The organism is Mesorhizobium sp. M0037, assembly GCF_040323635.1.
Classification (GTDB): Bacteria; Pseudomonadota; Alphaproteobacteria; order Rhizobiales; family Rhizobiaceae; genus Mesorhizobium.
Map to the genome: position 1 here is coordinate 55292 of NZ_JAMYVB010000016.1, position 15411 is coordinate 70702.

Annotated in this window: 17 protein-coding genes; 11 read left to right on the forward strand and 6 right to left on the reverse strand. The window is 64.2% G+C overall.

The genetic code is table 11. The features are described from left to right. Window positions 1–76 precede the first annotated feature (76 nt). The 8 genes from NKJ78_RS22575 (at window position 77) to NKJ78_RS22610 (ending at window position 6270) form a co-directional block, all read left to right on the forward strand. Window positions 77–445, forward strand: a complete 369-nt coding sequence (locus NKJ78_RS22575) for a YrdB family protein (protein ID WP_023671141.1) — start codon at window positions 77–79, stop codon at window positions 443–445. Between the two features lie 133 nt (window positions 446–578). Continuing rightward, the gene (locus tag NKJ78_RS22580) at window positions 579–1337 is read left to right on the forward strand and encodes an SDR family oxidoreductase (protein ID WP_023671140.1); all 759 of its coding nucleotides are present in this window, start codon (window positions 579–581) and stop codon (window positions 1335–1337) included. 105 nt (window positions 1338–1442) lie between these two features. Continuing rightward, window positions 1443–1829, forward strand: coding sequence for an SET domain-containing protein (locus tag NKJ78_RS22585; RefSeq protein WP_023671139.1), 387 nt, complete (start codon window positions 1443–1445; stop codon window positions 1827–1829). A 176-nt stretch (window positions 1830–2005) separates the two neighbouring features. Next, a complete protein-coding gene (rpsU, locus tag NKJ78_RS22590) occupies window positions 2006–2284 on the forward strand; it encodes a 30S ribosomal protein S21 (protein WP_023671138.1) in 279 nt (92 codons plus the stop codon). 203 nt (window positions 2285–2487) lie between these two features. Then, a complete protein-coding gene (locus NKJ78_RS22595; protein WP_023700994.1) occupies window positions 2488–3342 on the forward strand; it encodes a tetratricopeptide repeat protein in 855 nt (284 codons plus the stop codon). Between the two features lie 256 nt (window positions 3343–3598). Then, window positions 3599–4072, forward strand: a complete 474-nt coding sequence (locus NKJ78_RS22600; RefSeq protein WP_023671136.1) for a DUF992 domain-containing protein — start codon at window positions 3599–3601, stop codon at window positions 4070–4072. A gap of 88 nt (window positions 4073–4160) precedes the next feature. Next, complete coding sequence (locus NKJ78_RS22605) at window positions 4161–4640, forward strand: DUF992 domain-containing protein (RefSeq protein WP_352461094.1); 480 nt, start codon at window positions 4161–4163, stop codon at window positions 4638–4640. Window positions 4641–4833: 193 nt separating this feature from the next. Further along, window positions 4834–6270 carry an MFS transporter gene (locus NKJ78_RS22610; protein ID WP_352461093.1) on the forward strand — a complete coding sequence of 479 codons (1437 nt, stop codon included), beginning with the start codon at window positions 4834–4836 and terminating at the stop codon, window positions 6268–6270. Between the two features lie 121 nt (window positions 6271–6391). On the opposite strand, the gene coaBC is transcribed toward NKJ78_RS22610, so the two are convergent. The 3 genes from coaBC to ubiE form a co-directional block, all read right to left on the reverse strand. Then, entirely contained in the window at window positions 6392–7858 is a 1467-nt protein-coding gene (gene coaBC / locus NKJ78_RS22615) for a bifunctional phosphopantothenoylcysteine decarboxylase/phosphopantothenate--cysteine ligase CoaBC (RefSeq protein ID WP_352461092.1), read from the reverse strand. Window positions 7859–7925: 67 nt separating this feature from the next. Continuing rightward, window positions 7926–9500, reverse strand: coding sequence for a 2-polyprenylphenol 6-hydroxylase (ubiB, locus tag NKJ78_RS22620; RefSeq protein ID WP_352461091.1), 1575 nt, complete (start codon window positions 9498–9500; stop codon window positions 7926–7928). Between the two features lie 31 nt (window positions 9501–9531). Then, window positions 9532–10308, reverse strand: coding sequence for a bifunctional demethylmenaquinone methyltransferase/2-methoxy-6-polyprenyl-1,4-benzoquinol methylase UbiE (gene ubiE / locus NKJ78_RS22625; protein WP_023691856.1), 777 nt, complete (start codon window positions 10306–10308; stop codon window positions 9532–9534). A 133-nt stretch (window positions 10309–10441) separates the two neighbouring features. Here ubiE and NKJ78_RS22630 point away from each other — a divergent pair, with 133 nt between their 5' ends. From NKJ78_RS22630 to NKJ78_RS22640, 3 genes are all read left to right on the forward strand, one after another. Beyond that, on the forward strand, window positions 10442–11413 hold the full coding sequence (locus NKJ78_RS22630; RefSeq protein ID WP_023683187.1) for an adenosine deaminase: 972 nt from the start codon (window positions 10442–10444) through the stop codon (window positions 11411–11413). Window positions 11414–11534: 121 nt separating this feature from the next. After that, entirely contained in the window at window positions 11535–12164 is a 630-nt protein-coding gene (upp, locus tag NKJ78_RS22635) for a uracil phosphoribosyltransferase (protein ID WP_023671129.1), read from the forward strand. Between the two features lie 129 nt (window positions 12165–12293). Next, on the forward strand, window positions 12294–12857 hold the full coding sequence (locus tag NKJ78_RS22640; protein ID WP_023817234.1) for a TIGR02281 family clan AA aspartic protease: 564 nt from the start codon (window positions 12294–12296) through the stop codon (window positions 12855–12857). A gap of 9 nt (window positions 12858–12866) precedes the next feature. Here the strand turns inward: NKJ78_RS22640 and deoA are convergent, their stop codons facing one another. The 3 genes from deoA to cdd are packed head-to-tail and all read right to left on the reverse strand — an operon-like array spanning window position 12867 to window position 15406. Further along, window positions 12867–14186, reverse strand: a complete 1320-nt coding sequence (gene deoA, locus NKJ78_RS22645) for a thymidine phosphorylase (RefSeq protein ID WP_023733522.1) — start codon at window positions 14184–14186, stop codon at window positions 12867–12869. Then, window positions 14186–15001: a purine-nucleoside phosphorylase gene (locus tag NKJ78_RS22650; protein WP_352461089.1), complete on the reverse strand. Its 816-nt coding sequence runs from the start codon at window positions 14999–15001 to the stop codon at window positions 14186–14188. Before NKJ78_RS22650 ends, deoA begins: the two co-directional genes overlap by 1 nt. Before the next feature lie 12 nt (window positions 15002–15013). Beyond that, entirely contained in the window at window positions 15014–15406 is a 393-nt protein-coding gene (gene cdd / locus NKJ78_RS22655; RefSeq protein ID WP_023683183.1) for a cytidine deaminase, read from the reverse strand. Between the last annotated feature and the right edge of the window lie 5 nt (window positions 15407–15411).

The window sequence follows — 15411 nt, forward strand, 5'->3', positions numbered from 1 at the left end:
GGAAAAGACCTGCCCGGGCTGGCAGGCATGGCTGCGTTCGGACACACTGGCGATCGCGAGACTCTGGAGGACGGATATGGGCAACGCCTGGTGGAATCTGACGTTGCGTTTCCTGCTGGAACTTGCCGCCTTGCTTGGCCTCGGCTTTGCCGGCTGGAGCCTCTCCGGCGGATGGTGGCGCTGGCTCTTCGCCTTGGCCTTGCCGTTCATTGCAGCTGCGCTGTGGGGAACCTTCGCGGTGCGCGGCGATCCGAGCCGGTCCGGACGCGCGCCGGTTCCTGTACCAGGCGCAGTCAGGCTGGTGCTTGAACTGGCCATCCTGTTTGGCGGTGCAGCCGGATTCTATGCCGCCGGTCACACAACCACGGGCGTTGTCATCACGCTGCTCATCGCCATCAGCTACGCATTTTCGCTCGATCGCCTCGGCTGGCTGCTGAAGCAATAGTCCGGCGCGCGGCGCTTGTGCCGCTGCGAAGCCATTCAGCAAGTCGAGCACGTATCGGGTGGCTAGCACCGTCCCGAACTGCGATCAACATCCCGGTTGCCGGCACAGCCGGCGCGATGAAAGGATGTAAAAAATGTTCGCACTCACCAATAAAATAGCGATCGTCACCGGCGCCAGTTCCGGCATCGGCCGCGCCACCGCAAAACTCTTTGCCGAAGAAGGCGCCAGGGTCGTCATCGCCGCCCGCCGCCAGGCCGAACTCGATGCGCTGGTCGTCGAAATCGAGGACGCCGACGGCACGGCAGTCGCGCTTGCCGGCGATGTCCGCGACGAAGCCTATGCAAAAGCCCTCGTCGATCTCGCCGTCGAAAAATTCGGCGGGCTCGATATCGCCTTCAACAATGTCGGCTCCGTCGGAACGATGGGTCCGATTTCGGAACTGTCGCTGGACGGATGGCGCGAGACGCTCGACGCCAATCTGACCAGCGCCTTTCTCGGCGCGAAATACCAGGTGCCGGCGATGGTCGAACGCGGCGGCGGATCGCTGATCTTCACCTCGACCTTCGTCGGTCACACAGTCGGCATGCCGGGCATGACCAGCTATGCCGCGAGCAAGGCCGGACTGATCGGCCTGACGCAGGTGCTGGCCGCCGAATACGGCCCCAGGGGCGTGCGGGTCAACGCGCTGATGCCGGGTGGCACCGACACGCCGTCGGCAACATTCAAGACGCCGGAATCACGCGCTTTCGTGGAAAACCTGCATGCCTTGAAACGTGTCGCTGTGCCTGAAGAGATCGCCCGCGCTGCGCTCTTCCTGGCATCGGATGCGTCGAGCTTCACCACAGGATCGGCGCTGTTTGCCGATGGCGGCGTCTCGATCACCCGGACGTGAAGCATTTCGCGGGTCATCGCCCGCGCCGATCAGCCATAGAACCCGAAACCGGACTTGCTTTTTCCTCGCGATTTGGCGATTCGGTTTCGGGTGAGGAGGACGGACATGCTGCTGATCAGGACCTATGTCGCCCAGAGCGCAATCGAAGGCGTCGGCGTGTTCGCCGCCGAGCCGATCAGGAAGGGCGCCTCGATCTGGCGGCTCGATCCGGATTTCGACCGGCTGATCCCGATGGACAAATACGAGGCGGCGCCGCCGCACCTCAAGGAATTGCTCGACCGCTATGCCTATCCGAGCCCCGACCGTCCCGGCTTCATGGTCTATGAAGTCGATAATGGCCGCTTCATGAACCACGCCGAGCGGCCGAACACGGATTTTTCGCAATATGGCGGCGCCACCGCCACTCGAGATATATCAGCCGGCGAGGAAATTACCTGCGATTACGGCGAATTCTTCGAGGATTTCGCACGGCTCCATCTGGCCAGCGCCTAGTTGGCGCCCTATCTCGGGGCTGCCGTGGCAAATTGGCGGTTGTCCTTCATTTCCAGTGTGGACAGCGCGGCCTGATTCTGCTATCAGCCGCCACAATTCGTGGTGTAAAGCGCCGCGGAGGCATGTGGCTATGGCCACTTGCCTGTTGATATCAAACCCGAAAGACAGGATTGCCCGTGCAGGTACTCGTCCGCGACAATAACGTTGATCAGGCGCTTCGCGCTCTCAAGAAGAAGATGCAGCGCGAAGGCATTTTCCGCGAAATGAAGATGCGCGGCCATTACGAGAAGCCTTCCGAGAAGCGCGCCCGTGAAAAGGCCGAAGCCGTTCGCCGCGCCCGCAAGCTGGCCCGCAAGCGCGCCCAGCGCGAAGGCCTGCTGCCGATGACGCCGCGCCCGGTTGCTGCCGGCGCCGCCGGTGGTCCTGGTGGTGCTCCGCGTCCGCCGCGGTTCTGACGCCAATTTTTCGTCCTTTTCGAAGGATACTCAGAGGTGGCGCGATGCGGAATCGCCGCCACCTTTTTGTTTGGAGCGCCGCCATTCTGTTGGAGGCCGTTCCCTTGAACGCGCAAACGGCGTTCTAGATTCTGTTACGAGAATCTGTGACCCGGCCCGGAGGGGGACCTGGACGGCGAGGCTGAAGTGAGGACAGGGCAGACATGAACGCAATCGGCGTAGAGCGCAGAACCACAATGCGCGGTTTGGCCCTGGCGGCAGCCCTGATGTCCGGCCTGGTGCTTGCCAGTTGCCAGAGCGTTCCGACCGGCGAATTCAACAACATTGACAAGGCGCAAGGCTCGAGCGAGAACATCTCCTCGCTGTCGGCGGTGATCCAGCGCAATCCGCAGGATCCGGAAGGCTACAATGTGCGCGGCTCGGCCTATGGCCGTGGCGGCCAGTATCAGGCGGCGCTGAAGGATTTCGACACCGCCATCCAGCTCAACCCGAATTTCTACCAGGCCTATTCGAACCGGGCGCTGATCCAGCGCTTCCTCGGCAACCAGGCGGCCGCCCTTGCCGACTACAACCGCTCGATCCAGATCAATGCAAATTATGACGCCGCCTATATCGGCCGCGGCAACCTCTATCGCAAGGCCGGCCAGACCCAGCAGGCCTTCAACGATTTCCAGAAGGCGATCCAGCTCGACACCACGGATGCCCGTGCCTACCACAATCGCGGCCTGATCTATCAGAGCCAAGGCCAGCACAAGTTTGCCATCGAGGATTTCTCGACCGCCATCTCGCTGGCGCCGGACGCCGCCGAACCCTACAACGGCCGCGGCCTCTCCTATCTCGCCATGAATGACGAGGACAACGCCTTCTCCGACTTCAACATGGCCATCAAGCTCGACGGCAAGAACGCCGAAGCCTGGTCCAACCAGGCGCTGATCTACGAGCGCCGCGGCGACAAGGTCAAGGCCTCGAAGGCCTACCGCGAAGCCGTCCATCTCGACCCGACCTACCAGCCGGCCAAGGACGGCCTGTCGCGCACATCGGGCGCCACGGCCGGCTGAGATGCGGCCGGCGCGCCGCCATCGGCGGCCTTTTATAACAACGTTCCATTCCTGATGCAGTGCGCCGCGTGAGCGGTTTCTCCGCGGAAAGCGCAGAGCGCTTCCGCTAGGGATGCGTATCCAGAAAACCCCACTATCACCCAATCTTAACCACCGGGGGCAAAGCGTTAACCCCTGCCTTGATCGCGCCAAGTTTTCAGCGGAACGCTCCGGGCCATTCAACCGTTGTTGAAGGCATTTTCGAAAGGACTGACCCATGATCAAGAAAATCATCTGTGCCGCGGCACTTGCCACGACGCTGCTTGCCGTTCCCGCCAGCGCCGGCAAGCTTCAGCTCGGCACGCTCGATTGCACCATCGACGGCGGCGTCGGTTACGTCATCACGTCGAACAAGGGCGTCGACTGCACGTTCCGCCCTTATCACCATGGGCCGTCCGAGAAATACACGGGGATGATCTCCAAGCTCGGCGTCGATCTCGGCCAAACGCATCAGGGCCAGCTGGTGTGGGCGGTTCTGGCCGCCACCCGCGGCCATGACGAGGGCGACCTTGCCGGCCATTATTACGGCGTCAACGCCGAGGCGAGCGTTGTGACCGGCGGCGGCGCCAATCTGCTGGTCGGCGGGCTCGACGGCGCCTTTGTGCTGGAGCCGCTCAGCGTCCAGGCGCAGACCGGCGTCAATGTAGCGGTCGCCGTGACCTCCCTGGAGCTGATCCACTCGTTCAAATAAGCATCGGCAAATAAGGATCGACTGATCCCTCTACGCGCGGCGCGGAACAGGTTACTGTTTCGCGCCGTATGCTTTTTGGGGATCCGCCGTGCTGAAACCAGCCATCGCCGCCGCTATCACCATCATCTGTACCGCCCAGGCCCAAGCGCAAGACCGGGGCATCGAACTCGGTGTGCTCGATTGCGCCATCGGCGGCGGCACCGGCTTCATCTTCGGCTCCAGCAAGGATCTGAGCTGCACCTTCACGCCGGCCGACAAGAGCTTTTCGCCGGAAGCCTATTTCGGCGCCGTCAACAAATACGGGCTCGACATCGGCACCACCAAGCAGACCGTCATGCAATGGCTGGTGCTGACGCCGCTGAGGAACATCTATGCGCCCGGCGCGCTGGCCGGCGACTATATCGGCGCCAGCGCCGAAGTGACCGCGGCGGTCGGCGCCGGCGCCAATCTCCTGGTCGGCGGCTCCTCGCAGGCCTTCACCCTGCAGCCGCTCAGCCTGCAGACGCAGACCGGTATCAACATTGCCATCGGCGTCAGCCAGTTTCAGCTGCGCAGCATTGAGAACTGACCGGCGCATCAAGCGGAGAGGCTTCCGGCCAACCTCGACCGTTTGCACTTCGATAAAAAGCCACTTGAGCTCAACTGCGCTTGAGGTTTTACAACTCGCCTGACTGAAACAGCGCGCATGGCCCCGCCGGAAAGCCCGACTGGCTTCTGGCGCCATGCGCCGGCATCGAGATATGCAAAGGCAGGGTAAAAGAATGACTGAAATCACCAGCAACAAGGTCGCCTGGCGGGCATTGTGGGCAAGCGGCGACCTCGCGCGCTTCTGCTTCATCAGCCTCGGCATCCTGCTGCACGCCACCAACGAGACGATGGTGGCGACGGTCATGCCGGCCATGGTCGGGGACCTCGCCGGTGTGCAGTTCGTCGGCTGGTCGCTGGCCGTCTACGAGCTCGGCGCCATTGTCGCCGGCGCTGCGGCGGGGCGGCTGGTCAGCTATGTCGCTCTACGCTCCAACGTCACGGTCGCCGCCCTGCTCTATGCCGTGGGCGCCCTGATCTGCGCCACCGCGCCGTCCATGCCGGTGTTTCTTGCCGGCCGTCTGGTCGAGGGGCTCGGCGGCGGTGCGCTGGTGTCGCTGGCCTTCGTCTCGGTCGAGCGGCTGTTTAACCGCAACATCTGGCCACAGCTGTTCGGCATAATGTCGGCGATCTGGGGCGTCGCCGCGTTCAGCGGCCCGATGCTCGGCGCGATCATGGTCGAGCTCCTGTCCTGGCGCTGGGCCTTCGGCGTCTTCGTGCTGGGTGGCATTGCCATGGCATCGGCAAGCTTCATCGTCCTGAACACGCCGGAAGCGGCGAAGCCGCAGGCCGCCGCCGGCACATCGCCGCCCTTCCCCTATGCAGCACTTGGCTGCCTCGCCATCGCCGTCGTGCTGATCGCCACCGCAGGCGTCGACGTCGCCTTGCTTCGATCGTCGCTGCTGCTGGTCCTCGGCCTCGCCGGCCTGGCGCTGTTCGTTTTCGTCGACGCCATGAAGCCGCAATCGCGACTGTTCCCGTCGGGCCTGTTCTCATGGCGCTCGCCGGTCGGCAGCGGCATGAGCATGGTTGCCGCCTTCTCGGTGGCGACCGTCTCTTTTTCCATCTACGGGCCGCTTCTGCTTACCACGCTGCACGGCATCCCGATCCTGACCACAGGCTACATCATCGCCGCCGAATCGATCGCCTGGTCGATCCTGTCGATCGCCGTCGCCAATGCGCCGCTGGAACGTGAGCGGCAGATTCTCGTCATCGGCGCGCTGATGATTGCAGCCGGCCTCGCCGGTTTCGCCTACGCCATTCCCGCCGGCTCGATCCCGCTGATCCTGCTCTGCGCTTTGTTGCAAGGCGGTGGCTTCGGCGTGTCATGGCCCTTCCTGACCCGCATCATCGTCGCCTCGGCCCGCGACGGCGAGCAGACGATCGCCTCGGCCGCCGTGCCGACCATGCAGCGCATCGGCTACGCCGTGGGCGCCGCCATGGCCGGCATCATCGCCAATGCCAGCGGCTTTTCGGACGGGCTGAACCGCGAGGCAGCAGCGCACGTCGCCGGCTGGCTGTACCTGGCCTTCGTGCCACTCGGCATTGTCGGTTGCCTGGCGGCGTTGAAGATGGCTTTGGAGGCACGCCGGCCGCAACTGGCGACAGGCTGAGGGCACGGCGATCGAGAATTTGGCGACAGCATTTTGCCGGCACCGTCGGCGTCAAATGCCCTCGACCACAAGGCTGCTTGCAAGACCATGGCCCGCGCCGGATTGCGGAACCGGCGGCCGCTCAGGCTTGCAAACGCTCGGCGATGAGCGCGGCGAGCCGCGCCGCCACCTCGCCCTTGCCCATCTCAGGCCATTCCTCGACACCGTCCTTCGAGACGATGCGCACCTTGTTGCGGTCGCCGCCCATGACGCCGGTGGGGCCGACGCCGCTTTCATGCGAGACATCGTTGGCGACAATGAAATCGGCGCCCTTCTTCTTCAGCTTGGCCTCGGCATTCGCAATCAGGTCCTGCGTCTCGGCGGCGAAGCCGACAACCAGCCCCGGCCGTTGCCCGTGATGACCGACGCCGGCGAGAATGTCGGGGTTTTCGACCATCTGCAGCGCCGGTGGGCCCTGGCCCGCCACCTTCTTGATCTTCTCGCCGGCCGTGCCAGCGGTGCGCCAGTCGGCGACGGCAGCTACGAAGACCGCGGCGTCCGCCGGCAACAACTGTTCGACGGCCGCCTTCATCTCGGCCGCGGTCTCGACATGTGTCGTCACAACGCCGGCCGGATCGGCAATGCTGACCGGACCGGAGATCAGGCGTACATCCGCGCCCAGTCTTGCCAGCGCTGCCGCAATCGCATGGCCCTGCTTGCCCGAAGAGCGGTTGGCGATGTAGCGCACCGGGTCGATCGGCTCATGCGTCGGCCCCGAGGTGACGATGATCCTGCGGCCGGCCAGCGGCTTCGGCCTGCTGTCGAGCAGTACCTCGATCACTGCCACGATCTCCAGCGGCTCGGCCATGCGGCCCTCGCCCGCCTCGTTGCTTTCCGCCATCTCGCCCTTGGCCGGGCCGACGAAGGCGATGCCATCCTTGGCGAGCGTCGCCCGGTTGCGGCTCGTCGCGGCATGCGACCACATTTTCGGGTTCATCGCCGGCGCCATCAGCACCTTCTTGTCGGTGGCGAGCAGCACCGTCGAGGCCAGATCGTTGGCATGGCCGTTGGCGAGCTTGGCCATCAGATCGGCAGTGGCCGGCGCCACCACCAGAAGGTCGGCCTCGCGCGACAGCCTGATATGGCCGACATCGTGCTCGTCATTGCGGTCGAACAGTTCGGTGAAGACATGGTCGGCCGAAAGCGCGCCGACCGAAAGCGTGGTGACGAATTCCTGCGCGGCCGATGTCATCACGACGCGCACCGCCGCGCCGCGCTCGCGCAGCCGGCGGATCAGGTCGAGCGCCTTGTAGGCGGCGATGCCGCCGCCGATGATCAGCAGGATGCGCTTGCCGTCGAGGGTTTTTTGCGTTTTTGTGGATTGACCTCGCTGGGGCAGATCGATGTCAAAACCTCCATGAGGCTCAACCAAGCGGCGGATTGTTGCATAGAGGGTTTCGCTCTCGGGCATGCCGGCTTCCGCCGACAGCACGCTTTTGGCAAGCGCATCACGCGCCTCTTCCTCCATCGACACCCCGCGCGCCGCAGCGCGCTCACGCAATTTCTGCTTCACGTCGTCAGCTAGATTGCGGACAGTAATGGTGCCCATGACTTGCTCCGCGACATCAATAGCGCGACTGCAACGCTAGCACCACCGTTGCTAGCGTTGCAAGCGATCAAAGCAGCTTCCACGCGATGTAAACCAGCGTCAGCGCGATCACCCACAGCGCCAGCCGGCCCGAGCGGGTGTAACGGGCTTCGGCCTTGCCGATGGCGCGCGATGTCGCCTCGTCGAAGCGGAGGCCGTGCTCCGCCATAAAATCGATCTCGCGCGACAGCCGCTCGGTGCGGGCGGCAAGATCGGGCGCCTGGCGGGCCAGCGCCAGCAGCGCCTTGGCGCCGTCGCGCGCGTCCATCAGCAGGCCGCTCGGCCCGAGATTGCCGGCGATCCACTGGCCGACCACCGGCTCGGCCGTCTTCCACATGTTGAAGGCCGGGTCGAGCGTACGCGCGACGCCCTCCACCACCACCATGGTCTTCTGCAACAGGATCAGTTCCGACCGCGTGGCCATATCGAACAGTTCGGTGACCTCGAACAGCAGCGTCAAAAGCTTGGCCATCGAAATGGTCTCGGCCGGCTGGCCGTGGATCGGCTCGCCGATGGCGCGGATCGCCTGCGCGAAAGCCGCGACATTGTGCCGACGCGGCACGTAGCCGGCCTCGAAATGCACCTCGGCGACGCGCAGATAGTCGCGCGTGATGAAGCCGTAGAGGATTTCGGCGAGGAACCGGCGCTCCTTCTTGCCGAGCCGTCCGGCAATGCCGAGATCGACGGCGACGATATTGCCATTGGCCTCGACGAACAGATTGCCTGGATGCATGTCGGCATGGAAGAAGCCGTCGCGCAGCGTGTGACGCAGGAACGACTGGATCAGGTTGGTGGCGATCGCCTTCAGATCGTGCCCCGCCGCCGCGAGGCCGGCGATGTCGTTCATCTTGACGCCGTCGACCCATTCCATGGTCAGCACATCGCGCCCGGTGCGCTCCCAGTCGACCGACGGCACGCGGAAGCCCGGATCGTCCTTGGTGTTTTCGCCCAGTTCCGAAAGTGCGGCCGCCTCGAGGCGAAGATCCATCTCGATCTTGGTGGTCTGCGCCAGCGTCTCGGTCACCTCGACCGGCCGCAGCCGGCGCGACGACGGGATGTATTTCTCCTGCAGCCGGGCGGCGAGGAAATAGCTTTCGAGATCCTGGAAGAAGCGGCGGCGCACGCCAGGCCGGATCACCTTCACCGCCACCTTGGTATCGACACCGTCATGCATTGCTTGCGCGGGATGAACCTGGGCGATGGAGGCCGCCGCGACCGGCCCGCCGAACTGCGTATAGAGTTCGCCGATCTTGCGCCCGAGCGAGCCCTCGATCGCCGCCACCGCTTCCGCCTGCGAAAAAGTGTGCATCTTGTCCTGCAGCATGGCGAGGTCGAGCGCCATGTCGTTGCCGACGACATCAGGCCGCGTCGCCAGGAACTGGCCGAGCTTGACGTAGGAGGGTCCGAGCCGGACCACCGCCTTGGCCAGCCGGTCGCTGCGCTCATAAGCGAGCGCGCGGCGGCGGGTAAACAGCCGCGCCATGCGCCAGCCGAATTTCGGCAGGCCGCTGAGTTCGTCGCCCGGCAATGCTGCGATCACGCCTTCGCGAACCAGCACCCAGCCGGCCCGTGCGAGCCGAAAGGCGGCGCCGACGCTGCTCATCGTCTACCCTGCTGCTGCAAATTGTCCGGCCTCAAAGCTTCCAGCCCGAATGAAGCGCTGCGATGCCGCCGGAATAGTTGCGGAACGACACGCGCTCGAAGCCCGCGCGGGTGATCATGGCAGCAAAGTTCTGCTGATTGGGAAATTTGCGGATCGATTCGACCAGGTAGGAATAGGGTTCGCCCTCGCCCGTCACCATCTTGCCGATCTGCGGAATGGCGTTGAACGACCAGGCTTCGTAGACCTTGTCCAGCAGCGGCATCTCGACCTCGGAAAACTCCAGGCACAGGAACCGTCCGCCGGGCTTCAGCACGCGAAAGGCTTCCGTCAGCGCGACATCGATGCGCGGCACGTTGCGGATGCCGAATGCGATGGTGTAGGCGTCAAAGGTGCTATCGGTGAAAGGCAGTTCCTCGGCATTGGCCTCGACGAAATCGGTGTTGCCGGACAGGCCCTTTTTCTCCGCGCGGTCACGGCCGACGCTAAGCATCGAGCCGTTGATGTCGAGCACCGTGGCATGCGTGTTGCCATGGCTGGCGTCTACAATGCGGAAGGCGATGTCGCCGGTGCCGCCCGCCACGTCAAGCACTTTCCAGCCCGGACGTTTCGGCGGATTGAGCCATGTCACCATGGCATCCTTCCACAGCCGGTGCAGCCCGGCCGACATCAGGTCGTTCATCAGGTCGTAGCGGTTCGCCACCTTGTGGAAAACCTCATTGACCAGAGGCTGCTTGTCGCCTGGCCCTACCTTCTTGAAACCATAGGAGGTTTCCATGCCGCCCGCGGCCGTGGTTCTCTCAACTGACATTATTTTGATCCGTCATAAAACCGGCGGGACCATAGCCGATCGATGGTGCGGGCGCTATTGTTTAAGGCGCGGTGTTCGGCCGCGCTTCCAGGTGGTGGGCTTACGGCCTGGACTGATGAGACGGGATAACTGCATGCCTTTGAAAGCGGAACTGCACTGCCACATCGAGGGGGCAGCGGCGCCCGAACTCGTCGTCCGCCAGGCGCAGAAATACGGCAAGGACACCTCGCTTTATATCCAGAACGGCTCGTTCGTCTGGCACGACTTCACCTCTTTCCTCGCGGCTTACGACTTTTCCGCCGACCTGTTCCGCTCCGAGGAGGATTATGCCCGCCTCGCCGACCATTATCTGACCAGCCTTGCCCGCGACGGCGCCATCTATTCCGAAGTCTTCACCTCGCCCGACCATGCCGTCAGGGCCGGCCTGTCGCCCAAGGCCTACACCGATGCGCTCGGCGAAGGCATGCTGCGCGCCAAAGCCAAGACCGGCATAGAGGGCCGCATGATCGTCACCGGCGTACGCCATGTCGGCGTCGAATCGATCGAGCAGGCGGCGCGTTTTGCGGCGCGCTGCGGAAATCCGCTGGTCACCGGCTTCGGCGTCGCCGGCGATGAACGCATGGGCGAGATGGAGGATTATGTCAGGGCCTTCGAGATCGCCCGTGAAGCCGGTCTTGGCATCACCATCCATGCCGGCGAGTTGACCGGCTGGGAGACGGTGCAGGCCGCACTCGACCACATCCGCCCCTCGCGCATCGGCCATGGCGTGCGCGCCATCGAAAATCCCGACCTGGTGCGCCGCATCGCCGATGAGGGCATCGTGCTCGAATGCTGCCCCGGCTCCAACATCGCGCTCAAAGTCTACGACAGTTTCGCCGATCACCCTTTGCCTGCCCTGCAGGCGGCCGGCTGCAAGGTGACGCTGAACTCCGACGACCCACCCTATTTCTGGACCTCGCTGAAGCGCGAATACGACATCGCCGCCGAGCATTTCTCCATGAATGAAAAAGCTTTGACCGCCGTCACCAGGACGGCGATCGAAGCGGCTTTCGTCGACAGGAAGACGAAAAGCGCGCTGCTTGCCCGGCTCGATGCGAAGAGGTGACTGGTGACTGGTGATTGGTTTGCCGGCGCTTCGGCCTGTCAACGGCAATGATCGATCCATCGGGACTCGCAAACCTGCTCACTATTCACTATTCACTATTCACCATTCACTGGAGCAACCCATGCAGGGCGTCACCGTCGTCGACCACCCGCTTGTCCAGCACAAGCTCACCATCATGCGCAAGAAGGAGACGTCGACCGCCGGTTTCCGGCGGCTGCTGCGCGAGATCTCGCTGCTGCTCGGCTACGAGGTCACCCGCAACCTCGAACTGACGACGACGACCATCGAAACGCCGATGGAAACCATGGAAGCGCCGACGCTGGAGGGCAAGAAGCTGGTCTTCGCCTCGGTGCTGCGCGCCGGCAATGGCCTGCTCGAAGGCCTGCTCGACTTGGTCCCGGCGGCCCGCGTCGCGCATGTCGGCCTCTACCGCGATCACGAAACGCTGGAGGCGGTGGAATATTTCTTCAAGGCGCCGAGCGATCTCGCCGACCGGCTGGTGATCGTCGTCGATCCGATGCTGGCGACCGCGAACTCGGCCATCGCGGCCATCGACAAGCTGAAGGAGCGCGGCGCCACCAACATCCGCTTCCTTTGCCTGCTGGCGGCGCCAGAAGGCATCGAGCGCTTCACCAAGGCGCATCCGGATGTCCCGGTCTTTACCGCTTCCATCGACCGCCAGCTCAACGAGAAGGGCTACATCATGCCCGGCCTCGGCGATGCCGGCGACCGCATGTACGGAACCAAATGACGGCGGCTGGCAAGGCCAGCTGACATCCAGTCGTTTACCGCCCGTTTACGCAAAGCCGCGGTTTCGGGTTGGCGTTAAAGCGGCAAACACCATGTGCGCACGAGAATGGGCCTTCACGAAGGTCCATTCATGCTGCGCAAGCTTGTCATTCTGGGCGTGTTCGCCGGAACGTCGGCATCGATCCCGATCGTCTATCAGTCGAATCCGCAGATTCTCGACAACCTGTTGAAGTCGACCGTCGCCGGCAAGCTGTCCGCGCAGCCTCAGCCCGAACTGAACATGGCCTCGGTTCCCGGCAAGCCGGCCGCACCGCTGCCCACTGGGCGCAAAGTATTGGTGGCGGCTGACGAGCGCGGCCATTTCACCTCCGCCTTCAAGCTCAACGGCCGCCAGGTCGACGGCATGATCGACACCGGCGCCACTTTGGTCGCCATCAACACCTCGACGGCGCGCCGCATCGGCATCTCGCTCAACCCGTCGGACTTCAACCAGCAGGTCAACACCGCCAATGGCGCGATCAGGGCCGCCGTGGTCAACATCGATCGCCTGCAGATCGGCAAGATCAGCGTCGACAACGTCCAGGCGGTAGTGCTCGACGACAAGGCTCTGCGCACCAACCTCATTGGCATGAGCTTTTTGCAGCGGCTGGCAAAATACCAGGTCGAAAACGGCACACTGTTACTGGTGCAGTAGCGCGTTCCGCTACCCGCGCGGCAGCACGCGCCGGATGACTGTCTTGTCGGCGGCTGGTTTCGACGCCCCGATCGTATAGGCCGAAAGCACGGCGGCTGCGGCCGCTTCGGCCTCCACTTGCGTGCGGGCGTGGACCAGCGCCAGCGGCTCGCCGGCCCGCACCTCGGCGCCGAGCGGCAGCAGCCTGGTGATGCCGACCGCATGGTCGATCCTGTCGTCCGGCCGCGTGCGCCCGCCACCGAGCCCGACCACGGCAAGGCCGATATCGCGGGTGGCAATAGCGGTGGCAAAACCGTTGCCTGTCGCCTTGACCGCAAACTCCACCGCCGCTTTCGGCAGGTATTTTTCCGGCTTCTCGACGAAATCGGCGGGACCGCCAAGGGCTGCGACCATACGCGCGAAGGCGGCTGCCGCGCGGCCGCCGGCCAGCGTCTCGGCCGCGCGCCTGAGACCGTCCTGATTGGACGACGCCAGCCCTGCCGATTGCAGCATCTCGGCGGCCAGCGCCAGCGTCACATCCTCCAGTCGCTTGTCGCGGAACCTTCCGGTGAGGAAATCGACGGCGTTGCGCACCTCGACCGCGTTGCCGGCCGCCGACGCCAGCGGCTCGTTCATACCGGTGACCAGCGCCGAGGCCTTCAGGCCGGCGCCGTTGGCGATCTCGACCAGGCTGTTGGCCAGTGCTGTCGCGTCGCGCGACTTCTCCATGAAGGCGCCATTGCCGACCTTGACGTCGAGCACCAGCGACCGCAGGCCGGCCGCGAGTTTCTTCGACAGGATAGAGGCAGTGATCAGCGGCACCGATTCCACCGTTCCGGTCACATCGCGGATCGCATAGAGGCGACGGTCGGCGGGCGCGAGATCGGCGGTCTGTCCGATGATGGCACAGCCGGTCTCGAGCACCGTCTTGCGGAAGCGCGCGATATCCGGCTGGCTGATATAGCCCGGGATGGCGTCCATCTTGTCCAGCGTGCCGCCGGTATGCCCAAGGCCCCTGCCGGAGATCATCGGCACATAGGCGCCGCAAGCGGCGACGATCGGCGCCAGCATCAGCGAGACATTGTCGCCGACGCCGCCGGTCGAATGTTTGTCGGTGACCGGACCCGGCAGGTCCGACCAGTCGAGCACATCGCCGGAATCGCGCATGGCGAGCGTCAGCGCCACCGCCTCGTCGCGGTTCATGCCGTTGAAGAACACCGCCATGGCAAAGGCGCCGACCTGGCCGTCCGAGACGCTGCCCGAAGTGACGCCGGCGACAAAGGCCGAAATCTCCTGCGCGGACAGTTTCTGGCCGTCGCGCTTGCGGCGGATGATTTCCTGCGGAAGCATCAGGTGCCCTTTGGCTCCGGCAACCCATCCTGGAACACATGCGCAAGGATCGTCGCCAGCCGTGCGCCGCCGATCGGCGCCATGTCCTTGGTCTCCTGGTGCGACAGTTCCGCCCCGGTCATCCCGGCGGCGAGATTGGTGATCACCGAACAGGCGGCTACGCGAAGCCCAAGGAAGCGGGCGAGAATGACCTCCGGTACGGTCGACATCCCTACCGCTTTGGCGCCCATGACGCGGGCCATGCGGATTTCAGCAGGGGTTTCGAAACACGGACCGGAAAACCACATATAGACGCCCTTGTGCAGCGCCGTCCCTGTCGCCTTCGCCGCCCGTTCGATCGCCGCGCGCAGGCCGGCATCATAGGCTTCGGTCAGGCCGACGAAGCGGCGGTCGCTAGGCTCGCCGATCAGCGGGTTGGAGCCGGAGAAATTGATGTGGTCGGTGATCAGCATCACCGATCCAGGCAGCATGTCGGGATCGACCGAGCCGGCGGCATTGGTAAGGATCAGCTTGGTGATGCCGATGCCGGCAAGCACCTCCAGCGCCGGCCGCATCGCCGCAGCAACGCCGTGCTCGTAATAATGGGCGCGGCCGGACAGCATCAGCACCGGCGTGCCGGCGAAAAGCCCCGCGACCACCTCGCCGGCATGGCCAGTCACCCCGCTGCGGGGGAAACCCGGCAGGTCGGCATAAGAGATGCGCACGGCATTTTCGACCTGGTCGACAAGCCCGCCAAGGCCCGACCCCAGCACCATCGCCGTTGTCGGCGCCAACCCGTCCAGCCTTTCAACGAGGTGGTCCAGAGCTTCCTTCATATCAGCCAACTCTCACTTCAAAATGTCGCCACGAAACCCGTAGGGCAGCATGTCGCCCATGGTCACGGTCTCGACCACGCCGGTGTTGTCGCAAAGATAGAGCTTTGTGTCCGGCCGGCAGAATTCCGCCAGCCTTTGCCGGCAGCCGCCACAGGGCGAGCATTTGGCCATGCGCGAGGCAATGACGGCGATTTCCACAATCTTGCCGCCGCCGCCCATGATGTAATGGCCGAGCGCCGTGGTCTCGGCGCACCAGCCTTCCGGATAGGACGCGACCTCGATGTTGGCGCCGGTGAAGACACGGCCGTCTTCGGTGCGCAACGCCGCACCCACCGGAAACTTCGAATAGGGCGCGTAGGCCTTGGCCATGGCCTCCTGCGCGGCTTCGAACAGATCATGCGACATCTAGA